21 protein-coding genes and 1 riboswitch are annotated in these 21,984 nt (G+C 36.3%); of the genes, 1 reads left to right on the top strand and 20 read right to left on the bottom strand.

Translation table 11 applies throughout. The features are described 5' to 3' along the window. Positions 1-370: 370 nt before the first annotated feature. From J2S13_RS12030 to J2S13_RS12120, 20 genes are all read right to left on the bottom strand, one after another. Complete coding sequence (locus J2S13_RS12030) at positions 371-1,552, bottom strand: NAD(P)/FAD-dependent oxidoreductase (RefSeq protein ID WP_307258017.1); 1,182 nt, start codon at positions 1,550-1,552, stop codon at positions 371-373. Between the two features lie 37 nt (positions 1,553-1,589). Next, positions 1,590-2,027, bottom strand: coding sequence for a helical membrane plugin domain-containing protein (locus tag J2S13_RS12035; RefSeq protein ID WP_307258018.1), 438 nt, complete (start codon positions 2,025-2,027; stop codon positions 1,590-1,592). Positions 2,028-2,396: 369 nt separating this feature from the next. After that, a complete protein-coding gene (psiE, locus tag J2S13_RS12040) occupies positions 2,397-2,834 on the bottom strand; it encodes a phosphate-starvation-inducible protein PsiE (RefSeq protein WP_307258037.1) in 438 nt (145 codons plus the stop codon). Between the two features lie 376 nt (positions 2,835-3,210). Further along, on the bottom strand, positions 3,211-3,309 hold the full coding sequence (cydS, locus tag J2S13_RS16920) for a cytochrome bd oxidase small subunit CydS family protein (protein ID WP_370874031.1): 99 nt from the start codon (positions 3,307-3,309) through the stop codon (positions 3,211-3,213). Between the two features lie 15 nt (positions 3,310-3,324). Then, positions 3,325-4,347: a cytochrome d ubiquinol oxidase subunit II gene (locus tag J2S13_RS12045; RefSeq protein WP_307258019.1), complete on the bottom strand. Its 1,023-nt coding sequence runs from the start codon at positions 4,345-4,347 to the stop codon at positions 3,325-3,327. Positions 4,348-4,353: 6 nt separating this feature from the next. Beyond that, complete coding sequence (locus tag J2S13_RS12050; RefSeq protein ID WP_307258020.1) at positions 4,354-5,691, bottom strand: cytochrome ubiquinol oxidase subunit I; 1,338 nt, start codon at positions 5,689-5,691, stop codon at positions 4,354-4,356. Positions 5,692-6,094: 403 nt separating this feature from the next. After that, positions 6,095-7,558 (bottom strand): aldehyde dehydrogenase family protein, encoded by a 1,464-nt coding sequence (locus tag J2S13_RS12055; RefSeq protein ID WP_307258021.1) that lies wholly within the window; start codon positions 7,556-7,558, stop codon positions 6,095-6,097. A gap of 52 nt (positions 7,559-7,610) precedes the next feature. Next, positions 7,611-8,558, bottom strand: a complete 948-nt coding sequence (glaH, locus tag J2S13_RS12060; protein ID WP_370874032.1) for a glutarate dioxygenase GlaH — start codon at positions 8,556-8,558, stop codon at positions 7,611-7,613. 279 nt (positions 8,559-8,837) lie between these two features. Next, positions 8,838-9,176: a DUF3870 domain-containing protein gene (locus tag J2S13_RS12065; RefSeq protein WP_307258024.1), complete on the bottom strand. Its 339-nt coding sequence runs from the start codon at positions 9,174-9,176 to the stop codon at positions 8,838-8,840. A 14-nt stretch (positions 9,177-9,190) separates the two neighbouring features. After that, positions 9,191-10,405 carry an L-2-hydroxyglutarate dehydrogenase gene (lhgD, locus tag J2S13_RS12070; protein WP_307258025.1) on the bottom strand — a complete coding sequence of 405 codons (1,215 nt, stop codon included), beginning with the start codon at positions 10,403-10,405 and terminating at the stop codon, positions 9,191-9,193. Between the two features lie 394 nt (positions 10,406-10,799). Next, positions 10,800-11,195 carry a carboxymuconolactone decarboxylase family protein gene (locus J2S13_RS12075; protein ID WP_307258026.1) on the bottom strand — a complete coding sequence of 132 codons (396 nt, stop codon included), beginning with the start codon at positions 11,193-11,195 and terminating at the stop codon, positions 10,800-10,802. A gap of 129 nt (positions 11,196-11,324) precedes the next feature. Further along, positions 11,325-11,510: a hypothetical protein gene (locus J2S13_RS12080; RefSeq protein ID WP_307258027.1), complete on the bottom strand. Its 186-nt coding sequence runs from the start codon at positions 11,508-11,510 to the stop codon at positions 11,325-11,327. Between the two features lie 165 nt (positions 11,511-11,675). Further along, on the bottom strand, positions 11,676-12,755 hold the full coding sequence (locus tag J2S13_RS12085) for a GerAB/ArcD/ProY family transporter (protein ID WP_307258028.1): 1,080 nt from the start codon (positions 12,753-12,755) through the stop codon (positions 11,676-11,678). A 7-nt stretch (positions 12,756-12,762) separates the two neighbouring features. Further along, entirely contained in the window at positions 12,763-12,996 is a 234-nt protein-coding gene (locus J2S13_RS12090; RefSeq protein WP_307258029.1) for a hypothetical protein, read from the bottom strand. A gap of 1 nt (position 12,997) precedes the next feature. Continuing rightward, positions 12,998-14,176, bottom strand: a complete 1,179-nt coding sequence (locus J2S13_RS12095; RefSeq protein WP_307258030.1) for a Ger(x)C family spore germination protein — start codon at positions 14,174-14,176, stop codon at positions 12,998-13,000. 21 nt (positions 14,177-14,197) lie between these two features. Beyond that, a complete protein-coding gene (locus J2S13_RS12100) occupies positions 14,198-15,712 on the bottom strand; it encodes a spore germination protein (protein WP_307258031.1) in 1,515 nt (504 codons plus the stop codon). Positions 15,713-15,903: 191 nt separating this feature from the next. Beyond that, positions 15,904-17,118: a cytochrome P450 gene (locus J2S13_RS12105; RefSeq protein WP_307258032.1), complete on the bottom strand. Its 1,215-nt coding sequence runs from the start codon at positions 17,116-17,118 to the stop codon at positions 15,904-15,906. Positions 17,119-17,323: 205 nt separating this feature from the next. Continuing rightward, entirely contained in the window at positions 17,324-18,130 is an 807-nt protein-coding gene (locus tag J2S13_RS12110; protein WP_307258033.1) for an alpha/beta fold hydrolase, read from the bottom strand. A gap of 345 nt (positions 18,131-18,475) precedes the next feature. Further along, entirely contained in the window at positions 18,476-20,767 is a 2,292-nt protein-coding gene (gene metE / locus J2S13_RS12115) for a 5-methyltetrahydropteroyltriglutamate--homocysteine S-methyltransferase (protein WP_307258034.1), read from the bottom strand. Positions 20,768-20,913: 146 nt separating this feature from the next. Next, positions 20,914-21,144 carry a hypothetical protein gene (locus J2S13_RS12120; protein WP_307258035.1) on the bottom strand — a complete coding sequence of 77 codons (231 nt, stop codon included), beginning with the start codon at positions 21,142-21,144 and terminating at the stop codon, positions 20,914-20,916. Positions 21,145-21,412: 268 nt separating this feature from the next. After that, positions 21,413-21,604: riboswitch (cobalamin riboswitch) on the bottom strand. A gap of 152 nt (positions 21,605-21,756) precedes the next feature. Between J2S13_RS12120 and J2S13_RS12125 the strand changes: the two genes are divergently transcribed. Then, positions 21,757-21,984: helix-turn-helix domain-containing protein (locus J2S13_RS12125; RefSeq protein ID WP_307258036.1), on the top strand; the 228-nt coding region annotated here is incomplete at its 3' end.

The following is a 21,984-nucleotide window of genomic DNA, read 5'->3' on the forward strand; positions in this document are numbered from 1 at the left end:
CTAGCCGATAGACACTTGAGCTGACATGGACAAATGAGCAAACGACTTGCGCATCGGCCTTTGATGCAGACCTAGACAACTTCTTTAAAGGGGGATCCACAGTTCTAAATTTTTTTCGCTTCTTAAAAAATTGAAAAGTCTACAACGAAATGAGGTGTAGACTTTTTTATTTAGTGTGACATGTAATGCACCATATGACTGGATGTTGAGATTCAGGTTGAAACCGGCGACAATCACAATCACGAGAAAAATATAATAAACCATACTGAAGGCGTTCGCTTTTCTATCCTACCCATCAATGACAAGCGTAAACATAAAAGCCCTAACAAATCATCATTAGATTTTTTGTTAGGGTTCAATTATTTGTTTATTAATAAGCTAGTGCGAACAATGCTTTAATATGTGAAAGATAACGAATATTACTTGCTTCTTTCATTAAGGATGCTGGTACTCCTTTAAGGGAAATCGCATTGGCTCCAACTGTTGCAACAGCATCTTTACGGCCAAGGCTAGCAAGTGTACCGGAATTCACTGGTGCAAACTTGTCCATTGCTTTCCCTTCTAAATAAGCGAATAAATTGTATCCGACAAGCTCACCCATTTGCCATGCATTTTGGGCAGTTGGTGCATATGGGCGTCCACCTTCAGGAGGGAATGCAACCGCAGCGTCACCTACCACAAATACATCTTCATGTGAAGTGGATTGTAAATATTCGTTTACAGTAGCACGGCCACGATCAACGGCAAGACCAGATTCGCCAACTAGTGGAATACCTTGCACTCCACCTGTCCAAACGAATGTATTCGCTACAATTTTTGTACCATCTTTTAAGTCAATCTCGTTACCGTTTACATTCGTTACAGGAAGACTTGTTAAGAATTCAACACCACGAGCTTCTAAGCTTTGTTGAGCTCGTTCAATCAGATGGTCAGGCAGGACTGGAAGGATTTTCGGACCAGCTTCTACTAACTTAATTTTCAATTCTTTTGGATCTACCCCGTATCCTTTTGCAACTTTTGGCATATTATCAATGATTTCACCAACTAGCTCAACGCCAGTTAATCCACCACCGCCGATTAAAATAGTTGCATCTGCTTCATTTTTTGTTTTAGAGTATTCACGAATACGATCTTCGATATGATTATAAATTTTGTTGGCATCATTTACTGATTTTAAGACCATACTATTTTCTTCAAGTCCTGGAATACCAAAGTATGCTGTTTTACTTCCTAATCCAACTACTAAGGCATCATACGTTAATGTAGAACCATCAGAAATTTTAATTTGCTTTTTATCGACAGAAAAAGATTCTACTTTTGCAATCTTTAGATCTACATCTTTTCCTCTGAAAAGTTTTTCTAAAGGCATTGATACAGCTTGTTCAGAAATTGTCCCCCCTGCTAAGCGATGCAATTCTGTAATGATTTGATGTGTAGGGAACTGATTGACAACAGTGACTTGTGCCTCATCCTTGCTTAAATATTTACGAACAGTTAAAGCAGATAATAGTCCGCCATAACCTGCACCTAAGATGACAATATGTTTTGACATTAAATATCCCCGTCCTTACAATTAAGTTTAAAAAGAATTATTTCTGTTGATTTCCTTCTCCAGCGATTTGAAGATAAGCGCTCAAGAAACGGAACAGTTTCTGTGCCTGAGGATCTTTGATCATTTTTAACAAACTAAAGAGACCGATTACTTCATTACTTTCCTCTGCACGGTCTTTAGCTTCAATTGCCGTTCTTGCAATATTTTTTACCGATCCTTTGACAGGTTCTACAATTTCTTGAATCGCACCTACAGTATCATTCTTTAAAATTTCATCAGTAGCGACGGATTGAGCAAGGTCATAAGTCTTAGTTAAAATACTTACAAGCTCAGTCAACTTTGGAAGTTGCTCTACTAAAACAGTTAATGATTCTTGAACCTCTGGTTTCAAAAGATGATCAAGTACATCCAATTGTTCTTGACTAGAGGAGGCTTCGATTACTTCAGTTTTTGTTTGTGTGGTTGTTTCTGCCATAACTATTCTCCTTTACACTAGCTATATTACCCAATTCTAATTTATAGAATAATGAAGGATTTGTCTACCTAAGTTCGGATTTTATTATAAAAGAATTTCATTCTTTTATAATAAAATGTTCTAGTGGATTAAAAAATGGCTATTTAACTATGTTCTCCCATATTATTTGTGCATCTAAAGGGCAATATTCATCCATTTAGCTTGATCGTAAAGTTCTAGCTAAATCTACTTTTAAAGTATATTTTCAAAATTATTTATTTTTAAAAAAAGCAGGTGACGGTTCCACTAAGAAGGCGATGTAAGAGGCTTACAACTTTGTAATTTTCTAAGCAAGCAAGGAATCTTTATCCCGTTCGCCTAAAAAAGATCTTATTGTTTTCTAAAAAACCATCTACTTTCAGGCCGATCGCGGGGCGTTAGATTCATTATGAAATACCCGATGATCAAAATTAATATAACCATTGAGTTGAACATCGTATTGATTGCGTCATCATGTTCAACAATAATTAGCCGCACCATTGCGGTAATTCCAATATATAAGAAATAGCGTAGAGGAAAATGGTACTCCTCTTTAAAATACTTTACGATCATCGCAATAAACTCAAAATATAAAAAGAAAATAAGGATTCTTTCTAAATAAAACTGATGATTCACGGTTTCGTTATCTAAGAATATATGGCTAAAAACGAATACTTCTTTCAGAAGCAGAAATGATAGACTAATCGCTAGAAAGACGAGCGACAAATTCAGTAATACTTGCAATGCTTTCGGTAATAATTGCAAAAACGTATTATATCCTTTTTTCATTTTTTCCAAATGAACCCCTCCAATGCGATGACTCAACCACTTGTTTCTCTTCTCACTAGTGAAAACACTTCCTATAATATTATTTTCTTCAATATAATCAACGGCCATAACTAGAGATGGGTATAGATGGCTCGTAATTTTTTGTTAGCAAATCAAGGCAACTATTATGTACTATTATCATAACTTTTCTCCCCTCATTTTGTACATTGATAATTCCTATTCTTCTCACTTAATGGGCAATCTTCCCCACCGGCCATAATCCTAATATTATCGATTATTTCCTTTTACCCACAGTGCTCAATTTTATAGTTTCAGAATCGGCGCCTGGTTATGACCTAAATGCAAAAAAGCTAGGATTAAAAACCCTAGCTTTTCGTTAATAATCTGGATGCTTTTTGGCAGCCCACCAAAAAGCGAAAATGACGGCTAAAATTACCACAATGATCGGTGCGTAAAAAATAAGAAAATCATTCATCTTTCCTCACCTTTCTTATGCATGGTCATTCCTTTTCCCCTGTACGTATTCTTTATTAAAGAATAATTTGATCAGTAGATAGATGGACGGAATCAGTAACATCAGTCCAGCAATGAAAGCAATAATTAATGAAATAGCCATGGCTGTATTGGTGAACCCGTCATAAATCGTAAGGTATGGATACATTAAATAAGGATAATGCGAAAATCCATAACCAAAAAAAGCGAGAAAAAATTGGGCGACTAATAAGGAAAAGGCGATTGTATAGGATTTCTTTTTCCAGACAAAATAAACTGTCCCAATAAATAATACGACGGTCAAACCGAATAACCACCAAATGTCCAATAAGCGTTCATAATGCTCAGGATTATGTCTTTTCAATTCAAAGATAATCCCAGCCGCCGTTATGATTAATGGCCCCGCCCAAAAAAGTGAATACTTCCTTAATAACTCTGTTGCTGGGCGATCTTTTGCTTGATCTGCGTACCAAGTTAAAAATACAGCAGATATGTATAAAACAGCGGCCAAACTTAATACCACAATGCTCCATGTTAGCGGACTCGTAAACAAGGCCCAATAATCAAGTGAAAGTTCAGCATTTTCTATCATGACAAATCCCCCCTCAGAGATCGTTAAAACAATGGAAAGGGAGGCTGGAATAAACAGCCCTGTAAGTCCGTAAAAATAAGTGTATCTTTTATGCTTAAGACCACCATAAGTCGTAAATGCATAATATGATCCCCGAATCGCTAGTAAAATAATCGCAATGCTAACAGGTACTAACAATGTGGTTCCGTAATAGTAAGCCGTTTTCGGAAAAAATCCAACAATCCCTACAAAGAAAAAAACTAAAAACACATTCGTCACTTCCCAAACTGGGGATAAATAACGTTGGATGATCTTCGTCAAAATATGTTGTTTCCCTGTCAATGTTCCATAGGCATTAAAAAAACCTGCCCCAAAATCAATCGAACCGATGATAATATACCCGAACAGAAAAAGCCATAATACGGCGATCCCAATTAATTCTAATGTCATGTCAACTCACCCGCCTTCTTTAGATGCTCGATCTTTTAATTCTTGCTCTACTGAATTATTTCGGAACATGCGGGAAAGGACCACAACACTTCCAATTCCTAAAATAGTATATAATCCAGCAAACAACCACAGCATCGTATCGACTTGACCGCTAGTCGTGGCTGAATCAGCTGTACGCATTATTCCTCTTAAAATCCAAGGTTGCCGCCCAACTTCGTTTAACCACCATCCCGCCTCAATCGCAATAATGGCTAGAGGCCCTCCAAATACAATGAGCCAGCGAAACCACTTTGCTGAAACAAATCGCCATTTTTGTCTAGCTCCTATTAAATAAACAAGAGATAAGATTAATAGCGCCATTCCAATGACGACCATTGTATCGAATAAATAATGAATATACAGAGGTGGAATTTCATCTTCTGGGAATTCATTTAGCCCGATTACTTCGGCATTCGGATTACTATGAGCTAGAATACTCAGGGCATATGGGATCGTCACAGCCTTTTTTACTTCACCATCCTGTAAGGTACCAAACATTTTTAACGGAGCCCCTTCTTCCGTTTCAAAATGCCACTCAGCTGCAGCTAATTTTTCCGGTTGATACTCCGCTAAGTACTTCCCTGCAAAATCCCCGATCACAGCGGAAGTAAAGGAGAAGATTAGACCGAGTTTCATTGTAAATATAAGTGCTTTTTTGTGATATGCATGATCAGACCCTTTCAGTAAACGAAACGCACCAATCGAAGCTAAAACAAATGCAGCCGTCATATAGGATGTCGATAAAACATGAGCAATTTTACTTGGCATTGCGGGATTAAACATGGCCGCAACCGGATTAATATTGACGATTTCCCCGTTCATGATGTCAAATCCTTTCGGAGCATTCATGAAAGAGTTGACAATTGTAATAAAGATTGCAGAAAAAGACGCCCCTAAAGCAACAGGGATAAGTAGAAGTAAATGTTTTTTTTGATTTTCAAACCGATCCCATGTATATAAATAAATCCCTAAGAAAATGGCTTCAAAGAAAAAAGCAAATGTCTCCATAAATAACGGCAAAGCAATGATATTTCCTGCTAATTGCATAAAATGTGGCCAAAGAAGACTTAGCTGAAGGCCAATCGCCGTCCCCGTTACGACTCCTACCGCCACAGTAATGACAAACCCTCTAGTCCATCTTCTTGCTAATAAAATATAGTGTTCATCCTTATTCTCAATTCCAACCCATTGGGCAATCATAATCATAAGCGGAACCCCCACCCCAATGGTTGCGTAAATGATATGAAAAGATAAGGTCAACTCCGTTAAAAGACGGCTAAAAAAGACCGATTCACTATTTCCCATTTTTAACTCCCTTCCCTTAACCTGAAACCAATCTACCAATAATGGAAAGTCCCATGATCATAGCAACAATTGCAGCTAACCAAACTAATCTCATTTCATGTTTTTTATACATATAGCCCCCCAAGTCTCTACTCCGAATAACCAAAGTTAGTTTGTCCGAAAAGAGGGCTACTATTCTAAGGTTAGTAAAAATAGGAAGAAAGAATAGAAAAATAATAAGGGGTACTTTTTTGCACATTCGTGGTGAAGTGATAAAACATCTTTGATATTGGGGATTTTAACAAGTATGAAATTTTTTTGTAAGCTCTAATGACGTTTTTTCCCTTTTAGAAAAGGATCATTCCCATTAAAAATTGCCCTCTCATTGTTGAGAGGGCAATTTTTAATGTTTCAATTTCTATTTTTAAAATTGGTGCTTAATAGCACATGTTTTAACTTGTGAATAAAAATCTAATGCCGCTTGTCCTTGTTCCCTTGTATGAGAGCTAGACCATTTCATTCCACCGAAAGGCGCCTGATACTCCACCCCCGAAGTTTCTTGGTTAACTCGGACCATTCCTACTTCTACATTATCGATAAACTGCATTGCCTTATTAATATTGTTTGTAAAAATTGAAGCGCTCAATCCGTATAAAGAGTCATTGCAAAGCTCGATCGCTTCTTCTACATCATCGACTTGAAGCACAGTCGCCACTGGTCCAAAAATTTCTTCCTGAACTAATCGATGCTTGGCTGACACCCCCCCTACAACGAGCGGCTGAATATAATATCCTTTTTGATTCGTTTTCAGCGGACCTTCAGCAATAATTTCTCCTTCTTTTCGTGCTAACTGGGTGTATTCTGAGACTGTATCAAACTGTGCTTTTGAAGCAACAGGTCCTAAGTATGCTTGATTATTTAATGCTTCCTGAACTGTAATCGCACTCATCGCCTCTTGGACTGCAGCAATAAATTTGGGGTATATCCCTTTTTCAACAATGATCCGACTTGTGGCTGTACATTTTTGTCCAGCAGATCGGAAGGCCCCACTTAAAATTATGGGGACCGTTTTTTCTAAATTTGCATCATTTAACACGATCGCAGCGTTCTTTCCGCCCATTTCTGTTTGATATTTTATATTTCTTTTGGCGCAAGCAGATGCTACATTTTTTCCTGTAGCTGTTGAACCTGTAAAACTAATCGCATGAATTTCTGCTTCTTCTAATAAAGTTTGGCCGACCACACTACCTTTCCCAATGACAAGGTTTAACACACCTTTAGGAAGATTGGCTTTTTCGAATACCTTCATGAGGAATGTAGCCGTTAACACTCCATGCTCTGCAGGTTTCCACACGACTGAGTTTCCACAAATCAAGGCAGGAGCAATTTTCCAAATCGGGATGGCTACAGGAAAATTCCATGGAGTAATGATTCCTACAACACCTAAAGGAACACGTTTGGTATATTGAAGAACATCAGCATCAGTCGATGGAATCACTTCACCAGTTGGACGCACACCTTCAGCTGCATAAAATCGCAGTAAATTTACCCCCCGCATCACTTCCCCAAGCATCTCGCCAATCGGTTTCCCCATTTCCTTGCTCGCTAATGTCGCTACTTCTTCAGATTCTTGTTCCAATGCATCAGCCATTTTATATAAATAGCTAGACTTTTCACTACCTGATTTTTTCTTCCAGATCATAAATCCAGCATGTGCTGCTGCAACAGCCTCTAATACATCTTCTGCTGTGGACAAGTACATTTCCCCGATTTTCTCCAATGTATTAGAAGGATTAAAAACAGCTTGACCCTCCCCTTGAATCGACCGCCATTCACCAGCAATATAGTTTTGTGAAACCACTTCTAATCCTTTTGTAATCAATCCCATCACCCTTTTTTTGAATTCCTCGTGACTATAGGTTTCGTTTCATTTTCAATTTCTATATTTCTGCAAATCTTCCTCGTTGTCGCATTAATTCACGATTCAACTTCGGATCTACTTCAAAAGCAGCCCGACCATGGAGCCAAAACAAGTTATTGAGCATCACTAAATCGCCGACTGGTAATTTCAATTCAATTAAACTTTTATCGTTTTCCATAGAATCAGATAGTTCCTTCAAATATTTTGCCTCTTCTATTGTATCTGGGTATACAAATTGATCGATATAACAAATACATGGCTTGTTCTGTTCATTAAAGAATGTGGCACGTTGAACCTCTTGATCTACATTCTTACTTTTTGGAGCTCTATACGTAAACTTATGTGTAGCAAGTGGATGAGAGGAGAACTTCTTCAATTCCTCCCAATCATCTAAATGAAGTAAGCGAGATTCTCCACCGATGGCATTTTCCTCTGTCATTTTCATCATTAATAACCAATCAGTTGGTTCATCGACAAATGTTCCGTCCGTGTGAAGTGTAAATAGTCGATATGCTTGACGTAAGTATGAGTCACTCGAATCCGTATGATTCACCGTAAACCTCGCATAGTATTTTCCTGTCATCGCATCAAAATTTGGAGTACCAACAAGATGGGTTAAGGCTGTAGCAAAAATGACATAGTCATCCTTCTCCAAAGTGACATCACGTAATCCCGTTGTAAAGCCTCCTGTTTCACGATCATGAATAATGTCCCTTAATGTATGTTGAAAATCATTCCCTGTTAACTCTAATAAATAATCTGATGCAATTCTTCTTGCATACGGGGTATATTCTAAATGTTGGACAGTCATTCCCTCTTCCTTTGCTCGATCTAGAAAGGCTTTGATCACTCCACGCTCAATATCAATATGGTAAAGACGCTTACTTTGTGGATGCTCCTTTACTTCATAACTATTTGTCTTCTTTAATAAACTATTTTCCTGCATTACTTCTGTACTCATATAGATTTCCTCCCGAATAGTTTTTTGCAATGTACTATGGTCTTAGAAAACAAAAAACCAGTCTACTTCCTTTTACTAAATCAGGAAGTAAACTGGTTGATATTTACCTCAAAGCTCCATGCAGGTAGAGTCACAGTAAATATTTCAGTTAAATCAATATTCTTCATGTCATCTAAGGCCATTTCTAAGATATTACTTACGGTATTGAAATTGGAGTTTTCTATAGTAAGTATATATCTGATATTAACTCTATATTATTATGAATTTTGGGAATTGTCAATCTTTTTATCGATTATATGCATTTTTTGCTATTTGTTCATAGTGAAAATGTAAATCGTTTAGAGCAGCTGTTAATGCATTTGCTCCCTTCCCTTTATAATGCTCTTGTAACATTTGTAAGGGTTCTTCGATTCCGTCTTTCAAACTTACTCCCCGAAGTAATTGGCCTATATAGTTTCGTCCATGTTCAGTAGCTAATGTACAGGAAGCTTCAATAATGACCCCATATTTCCGATCGACCTCTGCTGTAATCGTTAATGTATCGAACACGCTTTTGGCAGCCATCCCTTGAGGAAGCCTTGCATGACCAGCGATAAAGATGATTTTTGAATCACTCAATTTCATTTCCTCCTTTCATTTTAGGAACTAATAGACTCATGGATATAAGATTGCTTTTCAATTTGTTTAACAATCTCTTTTCCGATTTCTAAGGAAGCAGTTGCTGCGGGTGAGGGGGCATTACAAATGTGAATGCTACTTTTCCCCGGGATCATATGAAAATCATCCACAAGTTGACCATCATCGCGAAGTGCTTGGGCACGAACTCCAGCTGGGGCAGCAATTAAATCTTTTGCTTCTATTTCAGGGATTAACTCCTGAAGACTAGCCACAAATTTTGCTTTGCTAAAAGACCGGTGCATTTCTTCTATTCCTTCCCCCAAAAATTTGCTAGCTAATTTCCAGAATCCAGGGTAGCGCATAACTTCAGTGAAATCCTTTAAACTAAAATCAGTTTTCTTGTACCCTTCCCGCTTAAAACTCAGGACTGCATTTGGGCCCGCTTCCACTTCACCACCAATCATTCGGGTGTAATGGACACCTAGGAATGGAAATTTTGGATTTGGAACAGGATAGATTAAATTTTTCACGAGGTATCTTTTTTCGGGTACGAGCTTATAGTACTCACCGCGGAATGGAATGATTTTTACATCTGTTTTATATCCAGCCATATTCGTCACTCGATCACTGTGCAAACCTGCGCAATTAATAAGAAATTGTGATCTAAATGTCCCTTTGTTCGATTCAATTGTAATTCCATCATTTAATTCAGATATCGATTCTACCTTCGTATTTAAACGGATGTCCCCGCCTTTTTCCCGAATGATGTCAGCAAATTTCTCACTCACCTGTCTATAGTTCACGATACCAGCAGCCGCAACTTTAATCGCCGCTAATCCATTCACATGAGGCTCTATTTCCTTTAATTCTTCTTTACTAATTTTCTTCACATCTAATTGGTTTTGTAACCCACGCTGAAATAATTGATCAAGTAGCGGAAGTTCTTCTTGTTTTGTCGCCACGATCACCTTCCCGCAATTCTCGTGTTCAATTCCATATTGCTTACAAAACTCGATCATCGATTGACTTCCTTGACGAGCAAACCGTGCTTTAAAGCTTCCAGGTTTATAATAAATTCCGGAATGAATAACCCCGCTATTATGGCCAGTCTGGTGCATGGCGAGTTGCGATTCCTTTTCTAGCAACAAAACCTTAGCATTCGGAAACCGATTTGTTATGGCCATGGCAGTTGAAAGACCAACAACTCCACCACCTATAATGCTAAAATCGTACATATTTTTTCCTCCTGTTTTCTAGATTACGAAGTAAGACGAAAATAGCCAGCAATATCCCTTCTATCATAAGGAAGATATTACTGGCTTAACCTGTGAATTTAGACTCTTTCGTAGAGACTTGAACAGATTTTACAGTTTTTTTATTAGGTCAAATAGAATGTCATTTCACTTGTTCCATAAAAGAGGTCTTCTTTTTAAAAGTGAATGTCCACACTCGAAAATAGATGTCTAGATTATAATTTATTTTGATTATTCTGTCAATTATGCCTTTGAATTTCCCTTTTAGTATTGATTGCCTTTGTGAAGATCGATAAAAGATCCCCTTAAAAGAGTTTTTTCCTTTTTCACAGGGCGATCACTTTTCATTTAATTACCCAATTTTCACTAGGGAAGATTAAATTTCTACTTTCAAATCACGCTGTTCTAATACTTTTTTTACAATTTTTAACGCATTTTGAACACGCGGAAATCCTACATACGGAATTAATTGTAACATTCCTTCCACAATTTCATTTGGTGTTAGCCCTGATGTAAGCCCACGGTTCACATGAGTCTCAATTTGTGGTTCTACTCCTTGTGTAACAAGAGTGGTAATCGTCACAAGTGCACGCTCTTTATTATTAAGTCCAGGTCGTGTGTAAATATCCCCATAGGCGAATTCCACAATAAATCGTCTAAGATCTGGTGCAATGTCTTTTAGTACATCAGAATGAACTAAATTTTGTGCTTGTTCTTCACTTGTATACTCTTTTAATTTGTTAACCCCTTTTTGAAAACGTTCTTGATCCAATGTAAACCCCCCAATTTCATAAAATATTTCTATATGTTTGATTCTTCTACTTTATTTTACACAATTAATAGAATCTTTTGAATAGAAAATAAAAAAAACGCTGTTGAATGTTCAACAGCAACAACATATTTAAGAGCGTTGGATCATCGTGGTTGAATAACTTTTAATCATTCTTTGTAGATTCCGATGTGATTCCCGAACTTTAATCGTTTCGTCGATAATTTTTTGGAATCCTTCTAAATCTTTGTCAGTTGCATTTAAGACGGATTTCGTCACACTTTCAGCGATTTGTTGCAATGATAGATCTGAACTCAAAGACAAAAACCACCCTTCGCTTAATTGTCGAGCCTGTCAAGCTCTTTAAATTATTTTACAAAGTGAACATGATTTCCTGCAAAAAACACTCAAAACTTCTCAACAATTCTCAACAGATTTCACGTTTTAACCTCACACCTATGAATCGTTCAATAAAGCATTTCGCTAACGCTTTTTTTTAATTAAGCCAACAATCACAATAATGATAGGAATGAGCATAGTTTGAATGGAAGCGTAAAAAGGCCATGTATCAACTAATATCCCCCAATAACTCATATTGGGCATAATCATGATAGATAAGGGAAGTAACAATAAGCAGAGTGGTAATGTGAGGATTCGATAATCTCGCAACTCGAAAATTTGCTGCAATCCAATAGTTGTCGCTAACACAACGAGACACATTTTTATAAACATGGAAACAAACCAAATGCTTGAAATGATAATTTCCACTCGTTGGATCACATTTGCAACATTAATCTCTGCACCAAGTAAGTATGGGGTATATATCTTATTTTCTGAATACTCTACACCTAGCACCATTAAAGAATAGACAGTCGCAATGATTAACATTAAGCTACCAAGCAGAACCCCTAAGCAAAATGGTTTACTAATCTTCGTTTTGGGCGTAACAAAAGGAAGAAGAGTAACGAGAATAAAGGTTTCCAAATAAGGAAAACCAATATTTGCAATAGATGCCCTTACAATCGGTTTCCAACCGTCTGCTGCGATTGGAAGCAAATGGGTTATATCACTTTTATTTAATAATAATACGGCTGAGAGTAAATAGAAAAAAATCGGGATTGGGAGTAAAATCTGTGAGGTCCTGCCAATTACCTCTATTCCCTGTTTAACCGAATAAGCAACAACAATTAAAAAGATCAAATGAATGACGGATAAAGGTGTTTCAGGTAAAATGTGAACAATAAGAAAATCCCCAAAATCCCTTAAAGTCATCACCGAAATTAAGTAATGAAAACTAATGATGATAAATAAACCAATGATTTTACCAAAACGTTTTCCAAATACACACTCTAGTATTTGGAAAACTGTTTTATTTGGAAACAGCCGGAACATCAGCAAATAAATGCCGATAAGAATAAAACAAAAGAGCATTGCTAATAAGGATGAAATCCAAGCATCTTGTTTCGAATACTCCACAAGTAAATTCGGTACATAAAGAATTGCACTTCCTAGTGTAAACATCCAGGCAAAAATTAAAAATTGATTCGAACTTATCTTTTCCATTAATATGTCATCCTTTTGTTTCTAAAAAAAGATAGATTTCTTTTACCAACCCCATATGGTTATATAGCCATTCAAATGGATTCATAAAAGAAACCTGCATTTGTTTTAGAATCATTACTAGGAAAAAGACGATAAGGATGGTATAATATACCCCTTTTTCCTTTCGACTCCCTGCCTTCAGTTCCATTCGATCGATGAAAAGAACAATTGTTGTCAAAAGAAGTGAAAAAATAAAAATCATATTACTTCTCCCCTTGCAATTGCTTCATTAATGAATTTTTAATCGTTCCTGTATTCGTTATATGAACATCCACCTTAGTGTTCACTTTGAGTTTCTTAAATATATCATCCCAATTTTTCTCCATTTTATCCCACTCAACTGGTTCTTTTCTGTGAAACTCTTGTCCAAATCCAAAAATATCGACACCCATTTCTTGTATTTTCGTTATTTCGGAGTCATAAAACTTTGTTAAATATTCTTCTATTTTCCTTTCTAACGCTTTAATGTCTTCTACAGTCGTAACAGATTGAATACAATCTAGTTCCGAAATACGGCCTTTATAGAAAATATGAACATTCATTTCTGGATCTCCATTGACATGAGGTGACAAGGTTGTTTTTACTTTTATCGATTCCAAAATGCCTTTGCCATGCTTTGAACAAGGAAAACTGACGATAGAGTTGCCAATGTTATTAGTCATCGTATTATACGTCTGGGCTTCCCCGTTACTTAACCATCCCTTTAGCTTATCATTGTGAAAGACAGCAAGTTTTCCAATAGGGATTGGTGGTTCTTTAGAAGCAGATGGAACATCACTCCTCTTTTTTTTAGATGTAATACTTGGAACAACTGGGTGAACACCAGATGCAAGGGATTTAGAGATGAGTTCTCTAATTGTCGTTGCTTTGGATGCATCATAGAATTCATTTGATATTATTAATTTCTCTTGAATTCCTCGTGCTGGTACAGGAATAAAAGGAGTAGATGTACTTAATACGTCTTTCGCTGAATGGTCTTTCGTAACCAAGACATCAAAATCAGAACGTATCTCTTGATCCCGATAAAATAAATCCAATATTTCACCTATCCCTTCACTGGCCACCTCTTCTTCAATAATCAATATATTTAGATGGGCTACATATATTTTCCTAGGAGAATTCAGTGCTAGTTTTCTAAGTGCCTTTATAATCGTTTTATCCTTGGCTTCAAAAACAATGAAGGGTGACCCTACTCCTAATCCTTTTGGATTTGCAATTGCTTGAGGGTTGATGACTTGTGCTGTTACCCTGTATTCATTTTTCACTTTATCAATTCCGATTCCAGAAGTAATCGCAAGCTCATTAAATTCCCTTCGATTCCAACATCCTGACAAGAAAAGGCTTACAATTAGTAGAAGAAAAATCGTTGTTGTTTTAGGCATTGTTTTTTTCCTTTCCTCCGTCTAGTTTTTCTTCCTAAGTAATTTTCCTTTAAAAGAGAAGGAAGTATGTCTCAAGCGTACAAATGTATCTTTCTGATCCTGTCCGTAAAATGGAGCAATAGGTGCCATATAAGACACTCCAAAGGAACGAAGACTGCAAAGATGGACAATCAGCAAAAATAAACCAAGTGTAATACCAAAGAATCCAAAACTGGCCGCTAATCCCATAATAAAAAACCGTAATAGGCGGATTGTATTTGCCATATTATAGCTAGGCAAAACAAAGCTTGCAATGGCTGTAGCAGAAACGACGATCACCATCGCAGCTGAAACAAACCCCGCCTCTACCGCTGCTTGACCAATCACAATGGCTCCTACAACTGAAACCGCCTGACCGACAGCTTTGGGCATTCGGATCCCCGCTTCACGTAAAATTTCAAACGTAACTTCCATTAATAATGCCTCAATAAAGGCAGGGAAAGGAACTCCTTCTCTTTGTGCCGCAATATTGGTTAATAGTTGACTCGGAATCATTTCTTGATGAAAGGTCGTTAAGGCAACGTATATTGAAGGGGCCAATAAAGCAATAAACATCGATAAATATCGAAGAAGTCTCGTTAAGCTCCCGACAAAAACACTTGAATAATAATCTTCCGCTGTTTGAAAAAATTGCATAAAGACCACTGGGACCATTAAGACAAAAGGAGTACCATCCACCATCACAATCACTTTTCCCTCTAACAAAGCAGCCGCCGCTACATCGGGTCGTTCTGTATTGGAGACAAGTGGGAATGGTGTCCATTTCGTATCTTCAATTAACTCTTCTATATTATTACTTTCTAATATTCCCGCAATGTGTATTTTTTGAATCCTTCTCCTAGCCTCGTTCACAATCTCCTCATCGGCAAGATCTTGAATAAAAACTAGGCTCACATTCGTTTGAGTCATTTCGCCTAACTTAAACGTTTCGATTTTTAATTTATTGGTACGGATCCGTTTTCTAAGCAAGGCTTTATTGGTCGATAACTTTTCGGTAAACCCTTCCCGTGGTCCCCTAACAACTGTCTGGGTTGTAGGCTCTTCAATAGCTCGACTTGCCCATTCCCCTACAGAGATAGAAAGAGCAGATGTTTCGTCTTGAATTAATAAAATCGCATTTCCAGATAAGAGTTCATCGAAGAGCATAGTAACATCATCCGTGGCAGATACATTTCCTGAAGTAAGGACAAATTCTTCTAATGATGTGATCCCTTCTTTTTTCAACCATATTGGATCTATTTCACATTCTTTTAGAGGTTGCATAATTTGCTGGGAAATCCACTCTTGATTTGTTATATCTTTCATAAAAATGAGCATGCACTTTCGGTTATCTGGCTGTTTCATATAAAACATACGGTAGATAAGATCCTCTTGATAGTCAAAATGCCTCTCAAAAATTTCCCTATTCTCTTTTAATGATGGACTTAACTTGATTTGACTGTGGCTTGTTTGAGATTTTGTCTTTTTAAAAACTGCTCTTTTTTTTAAAAAACCCACCCACCATCCACCCCATTCTCACAAAGGAATATTTTTAGATAAGCTTATTCTTTATTAGAATCGGGAAATTATTCTTTCATTCTTTACGAAAGTAGAAAAGATCCTCAACAACAAAAACGAGATTCAAAGAAACGAAGCGTTTCTTTTGAATCCCGCATACCGAAATTTAATATTCTTTATGACTTATTCCATTAGTCTAAGTCAAAAGTGATCAACAGTTCTTCTAGTGAACGAAATCCTATGAGGGATCTCCATTGCGGGCTAGGATGAACCAATTGGAGTCGATTCATTTTTTGGACGAATGTTTGAATGGATACTTGTGCTTCAAAACGTGCCAATTGAGAACCGATACAGAAATGGCTACCATAGCCAAATGCAAGATGCGGATTAGGATCCCTGTTGATCTCTAGTTCATTTGCCTTCTCAAATTTTTTTGGATCACGATTAGCTGCCCCCAATAGAATATAGACTTGTTCGCCTTTTTTAATCGTTTTTCCATTTAAATTGAGGGTTTCTGAAGCAGTACGAGCGACCATCTGTGTTGGACTTTCATAACGTAAAAATTCCTCCACAGCTTTTTCGATTAAAAATGGATTTTCTTTTAATATCGATAATTGTTCTTGGTGGTTTAATAGGGAGAGAATTGAATTACTAATGAGATTGACAGTAGTTTCATGACCAGCAATGACTAATAGAATACATGTAGAAACTATTTCATTATTTGTTAATTTGTCACCTTGTTCTTCTTCCTTAATCAAATAACTAATGACATCATCATGAGGAGCCTGTCTCCGTTTATGAATTAGTTCTTTAAAAAATATCATTAACTTCATGACAGTCTCATTTCCATTCAGCAATTCTCTTCTTGACCGTGTAAAGTCAATAGCTTGGATTAAGTCGACAGCCCATTCTCTAAATCTTTGGCGGTCTTTCTCCGGTATTCCTAATATTTTTGCAATCACCGAACTTGCTAGTGGGAAGGCAAAGTCTAAAACAACATCCATTGTTTTTCTTCCACTTACTTCATCTAGTAGATGATGGACCGTTTCTTCTATATATGGACGATAATATTCTATCGCTTTTTGTGTAAATGCTTCACTTACGAGTAATCGCAATCGTTTATGATCTTCTTTATTTTTAAAAAGCATCATATCATTCTGAATGTTTTTTAGATGATCATATTTTTTGGTTGTCTCGGGGAGTGGTATACGATTGAACAATCTTGTATCTTTAAGAGCCGCAACTGCCTCTTCATATCCCGTTATATACCAACCTGGATACTTTAATGAATGGATCCAACAAATCGGATCTACTGAACGTAGTTGATCATAAAATGGATAAGGATTGTTTATGAATTCTGGAGAATAGAGTGAAAATGATTGAGATGGTTTGATTTGGATTGTCATGCTAAGCCCCCTAGTGCTATAAATTAAGATTGATTTTTCTACTAAATTTTCATTTCATCCATTTTTTCTAAGTTGGCCTCTTACTTTTCAACGAAGATCTATATTGGAATTATTGTAAACCAAAATCATAAAAAAGTTAACAAATAAAATCAATCCATTTAAAGTCAAAAAGCCGACTTCTATATATAGAAATCGACTTTTTATTTTATCCAATAAATTGGGCCAATTCATGATTAAATTTAGCCGTGTCTTCCAAATGAAGAGCATGTCCGCAATGTTCAAACTCAACTAGCTTGCTTTGAGGAACTTTCGATTCGATGTACTCACTATTTTCTTTGCTGTAAAAGCTCTTAGTTCCATATGTTATGAGACAAGGAACCGTTATTTGTGGCAATACTTCTCGATAATCTTGAATAGCCATCGCAATCCACATATTAACCATGACATGTGGAGTATTCCTTTTGGCTTCCTTGATCATCCATTCTAATAAGTTAGGATCATCAAAAGTAGGGGCAAAGATTCCGGGTGTAAAGGCACTGACATGTGCATCCCAATCTTTACAAATACTTGCCAATGTCAATAAGTTTTTCTCATGTCCAAAATCCCCAAACAACCCCAATTTCCATTCTTCATCTGTTAGAAGTTTCGGGGTCATATCGATAAAACAAAGATTCGAAACATTGTCACAACCATATTGTTTTACATATTCCCAAATGATATGGGTCCCCATTGACCAGCCAACAAAGGATACATCTTCTAATTCCAGATAATTGACTAAATCTTTTAGATCCTTTGCAAATTGTTCCATCGTAAGTCCATGTTCTACCCTTTCCGAATCACCATGACCACGTAAATCATAGCTAATCACCCGATAGCTTTCTTTCAATTCATTTACTTGCTTGGAAAAATGATGTCTTGAACAGGACCATCCATGGATGAATACAATTGGTTTTCCTTGACCTTTATCTTCAAAATAGAGGCTTGCATGATCTTCCGTGCAAAAAAAAGGCATTCTCCCCATCCCCCTTTATACCAGAAATTGTCATGATATCATTATCATTATTCCATAAAGATCTAGAATATGCCTTCTTTTCTATGCTAAGGAATGTAAAAAAACGATTAATGGAGTTTGGGATAAGTTTTTTTATTTTCATTATAAAATTAAATCGATCCTCTTGAAATAGATAGATCTATCGATAACTCTAATAGGTGCATTTAGCGGGATAGCGGGATGAAGAAGAGGGTTTATATATTGAACAAAAAACCCTTGATTGCTATAAAAAGCAGATCAAGGATTTTGTAAAATGATTTCGATCAAAATCATAACTGAACTTCTAAGAGAAAAATATTTAGTTGATCACATCGAAGTCTTGTAACGCTCTCTAAAAGTTTTAGTTGTATCTATCATTCGCTCAAGCGCAGCCAATGTTTCTTCTGTTTTTCTTGTTTTAAGACCGCAATCAGGATTAATCCAACATTGCTGTGCGGAGAGTACTTCTAAGCTATCATCGATAATTGCCTTCATTTCATTTAATTGCGGAATACGAGGACTATGAATATCATATACACCTAGTCCTATATCATTTTTATATTCGTAATGTTTAAAAGCTTCAATAATCTCTCCATGACTTCTTGATGTTTCAATCGAGATAACATCAGCATCTAATTTCCGAATAGGCTCAATAAAATCATTGAATTCGCAATAACACATATGAGTATGAATTTGTGTTTCATCTGCTACTTGTGATGTCGCTAGCTTAAATGCATTGATAGCCCACTCTAAATACGATGCTTGTTTGTTGATTTTTAACGGCAAACCTTCCCTTAACGCTGGCTCATCTACTTGGATAATCCTAATCCCTTCTCCTTCAAGGAATTGTACTTCTTTCCTAATTGCTAGAGCAATCTGATTGGCAACTTCTTTTCTCGGGATATCATTTCTTACAAAAGACCAATTTAGTATCGTAATCGGGCCCGTAAGCATCCCCTTCACAGGCTTTTTTGTTAAAGACTGTGCATAAACCGTTTCAGATACCGTCATAGGCATTATCCATTGTACATCACCGTAAATAATTGGTGGTTTGACACATCTAGAACCGTATGAAACAACCCAAGCGTTTTCAGTAAAAGCAAAACCATCTAATTTTTCTCCGAAGTACTCCACCATATCTGTTCGTTCAAATTCACCGTGAACAAGTACATCAAGACCGAGTTTCTCTTGATAATCGATCCACTTCTTGATTTCTAACTTAATAAATTCACGGTAATCTTCACTCGAAATTTCGCCTTTCCTCATTTGAGATCTTGCTTTCTTTACTTCTGGTGTTTGAGGAAAGCTACCGATTGTTGTTGTGGGGAACAATGGTAACTGTAATGATTTTTGTTGTATGGCTTTTCTTACTTCATATGAGCTTGTTCTATTGAAATCTCCTTCATTCACTTGTGCTATAGCTTCATGTACATTTCTCAATTTCCTAGAAGGATGATTGTTTAAATCATCTATACTAGATTTATTGTGATTAAAAACCTCTTGATATGCATGACTACCTTCACACAAAGCATTCCTTAAAATACTTAGTTCCTTTAATTTTTCATCAGCAAAAGCAAGATTATTTTTCAATGGTTCTGGTAATGTTGATTCTGAATTTACAGTTACAGGAACATGCATTAAGCTACATGATGGTTGAATCCATAACTTTCCTCTACCAACAAGACTTTCTAGTTCGATTAATAGATCAAATTGTTTCTCAAGTGGCGTACACCAAATATCACGCCCATTAATTATTCCGGCTACTAGTACTTTTTCTTCAGGGAATCCCCATTTTTTCAGATTCGCTAGATTTTCTTGGTAACCATGCACAAAATCTAATCCAATTCCTGCAACAGGTAAGTCAATAACTGCTTCATAATGATCTACCGACTCAAAATAGGTTTGTAATAAAATTTTTGCCTCAGGAACTATTTCTGAAAACTGCTTATAAACCATTATGGCTAGTTCCATATCCTTTTCTGAAATAGAAGTAGCTAAAATAGGCTCTTCCAATTGAATCCATTCAACATCTTCAGCGACTAATTCTTTTAATACTTGCGTATATAAACTAATTAGTTGTGACATATATGCGGGCTGATCACCTTTTTTCAACTCTTTTGTTAATTTATAAAAAGTAATAGGACCTATCATAGTAGGTTTTCCTGAAACACCTAACTCTTCCTTGGCTTCTAAATAAGCTTTTAGAGGATTATTTTCATATAGACGTAAGGAGGATCTATCATATTCAGGAACTATATAATGATAATTTGTGTTAAACCATTTCGTCATTTCACTAGATACGGACTCTTTATTTCCACGAGCTATTGAATAATAGGTGTCTAAATCCACTTCTTTACCGTCCCAATTGTAACGTTTCGGAACCATACCAAACATAGCCGCCACATCTAGCACACGGTCATAATAAGTAAAATCCCCTACTGTTACAATATCAACTTTGGCATCTATTTGTTTTTGAATATTTGCTAAACGCAATGCTTTCATCGATTCTTCAAACCGCTCTTCTGTTAATGTTTTTTTCCAATATGCTTCCACTGTTCTTTTCCATTCGCGGTTTGCTCCGATATACGGGTAACCAATGACTGTACTTGTAACACTCATTTCTACTCTCCTCTTTCATTGATCCAATTATCAAAGATTTATATTGTTAAATACCTTATATAATAGTTCATATTTTTTCCGTAAGTTGATAATAAAAATAACAAAACAGTCCATGCCTATCTATTAGATGTAGTTCAAGTCAAACATTATTTAAATGCATTCTTCTGCTTTAAACCTAATAATTCATCTATAATTAGTTGGTATGCAATGTGTAGCTGACCTAGTTCATATTTCTTGTCCACCATTTTCTTATTATCATTCATTATTAACTTCTCTAATTGCTCGACATATTCCGCCAAATTTATCTGTTTTTCATCAAATTGTGAAAGCATCACAATCGACTTCAGTTCTATAAGATAATCAGAAAAAATGTTCATTTATTTCACCCTTTCTTATTCAAAAAAAAACATCTTTTTAACTGAGTTAAAAAGATGTTAATCAAACTTTATGAAATGCATAATCCATCTGTAGACAGCTAAAAAAAATAGACAAACATTCGTTTGTAAATTGAAGTTGTCTCATAACTTGAAACTCCTTCACCTTCCTAAAATTCCTATTTTCCCTCGCTTGTCGTACAGTGATCATACAAATAGGGTGAGTACTATTCGTAGTCACACATAACACCTCCTATCCTCGTAGGTTTTCTGGTGTGTACTAAACACGGCAGGTCTCCTGGCTCATGATCATCACTCTTTCTCCCTTCCCATTACAATCGTAACAGTGGTTTTGAGAAATCGTTCTCATTTACAGTTGCGGGACAGCGTCGGATTTGCACCGACTTCCCTTTTAAGTTCTACACAATAGAATTGTAAGAACACCATGTTCTACACGTTATTCAATTGTAAATTCAATATAACACAAAAATGATGTAACTGCTAATCTATAATCAACAGTTTCCGCCAAATAAGATTGAACACTTTTTCCAAAGTTCGACTCAGCTAAGCTATGATAGTTTTATGATCATATGTTTTAGCTGGAGGGTATGAAAGGTGGAAAAATTACTATTGTATGTAGAAGTACATCAACTAAAAAAACAGGGATTTAAAGTCGCAGCTATTGCCAAAAAATTAAACATTTCTAGAAACACCGTTTATAAATATTTAAATATGGATTTAAAAGAAGCTTCAGATTGGATCGCTTCACTTGGAAGTAGGAGGAAAAAGTTAGATCTTTATCATGACCAAATCTTAAGTTGGCTAAAAGAACACCCAGATCTT

This window comes from Oikeobacillus pervagus, from assembly GCF_030813365.1.
Taxonomy (GTDB): domain Bacteria; phylum Bacillota; class Bacilli; order Bacillales; family DSM-23947; genus Oikeobacillus; species Oikeobacillus pervagus.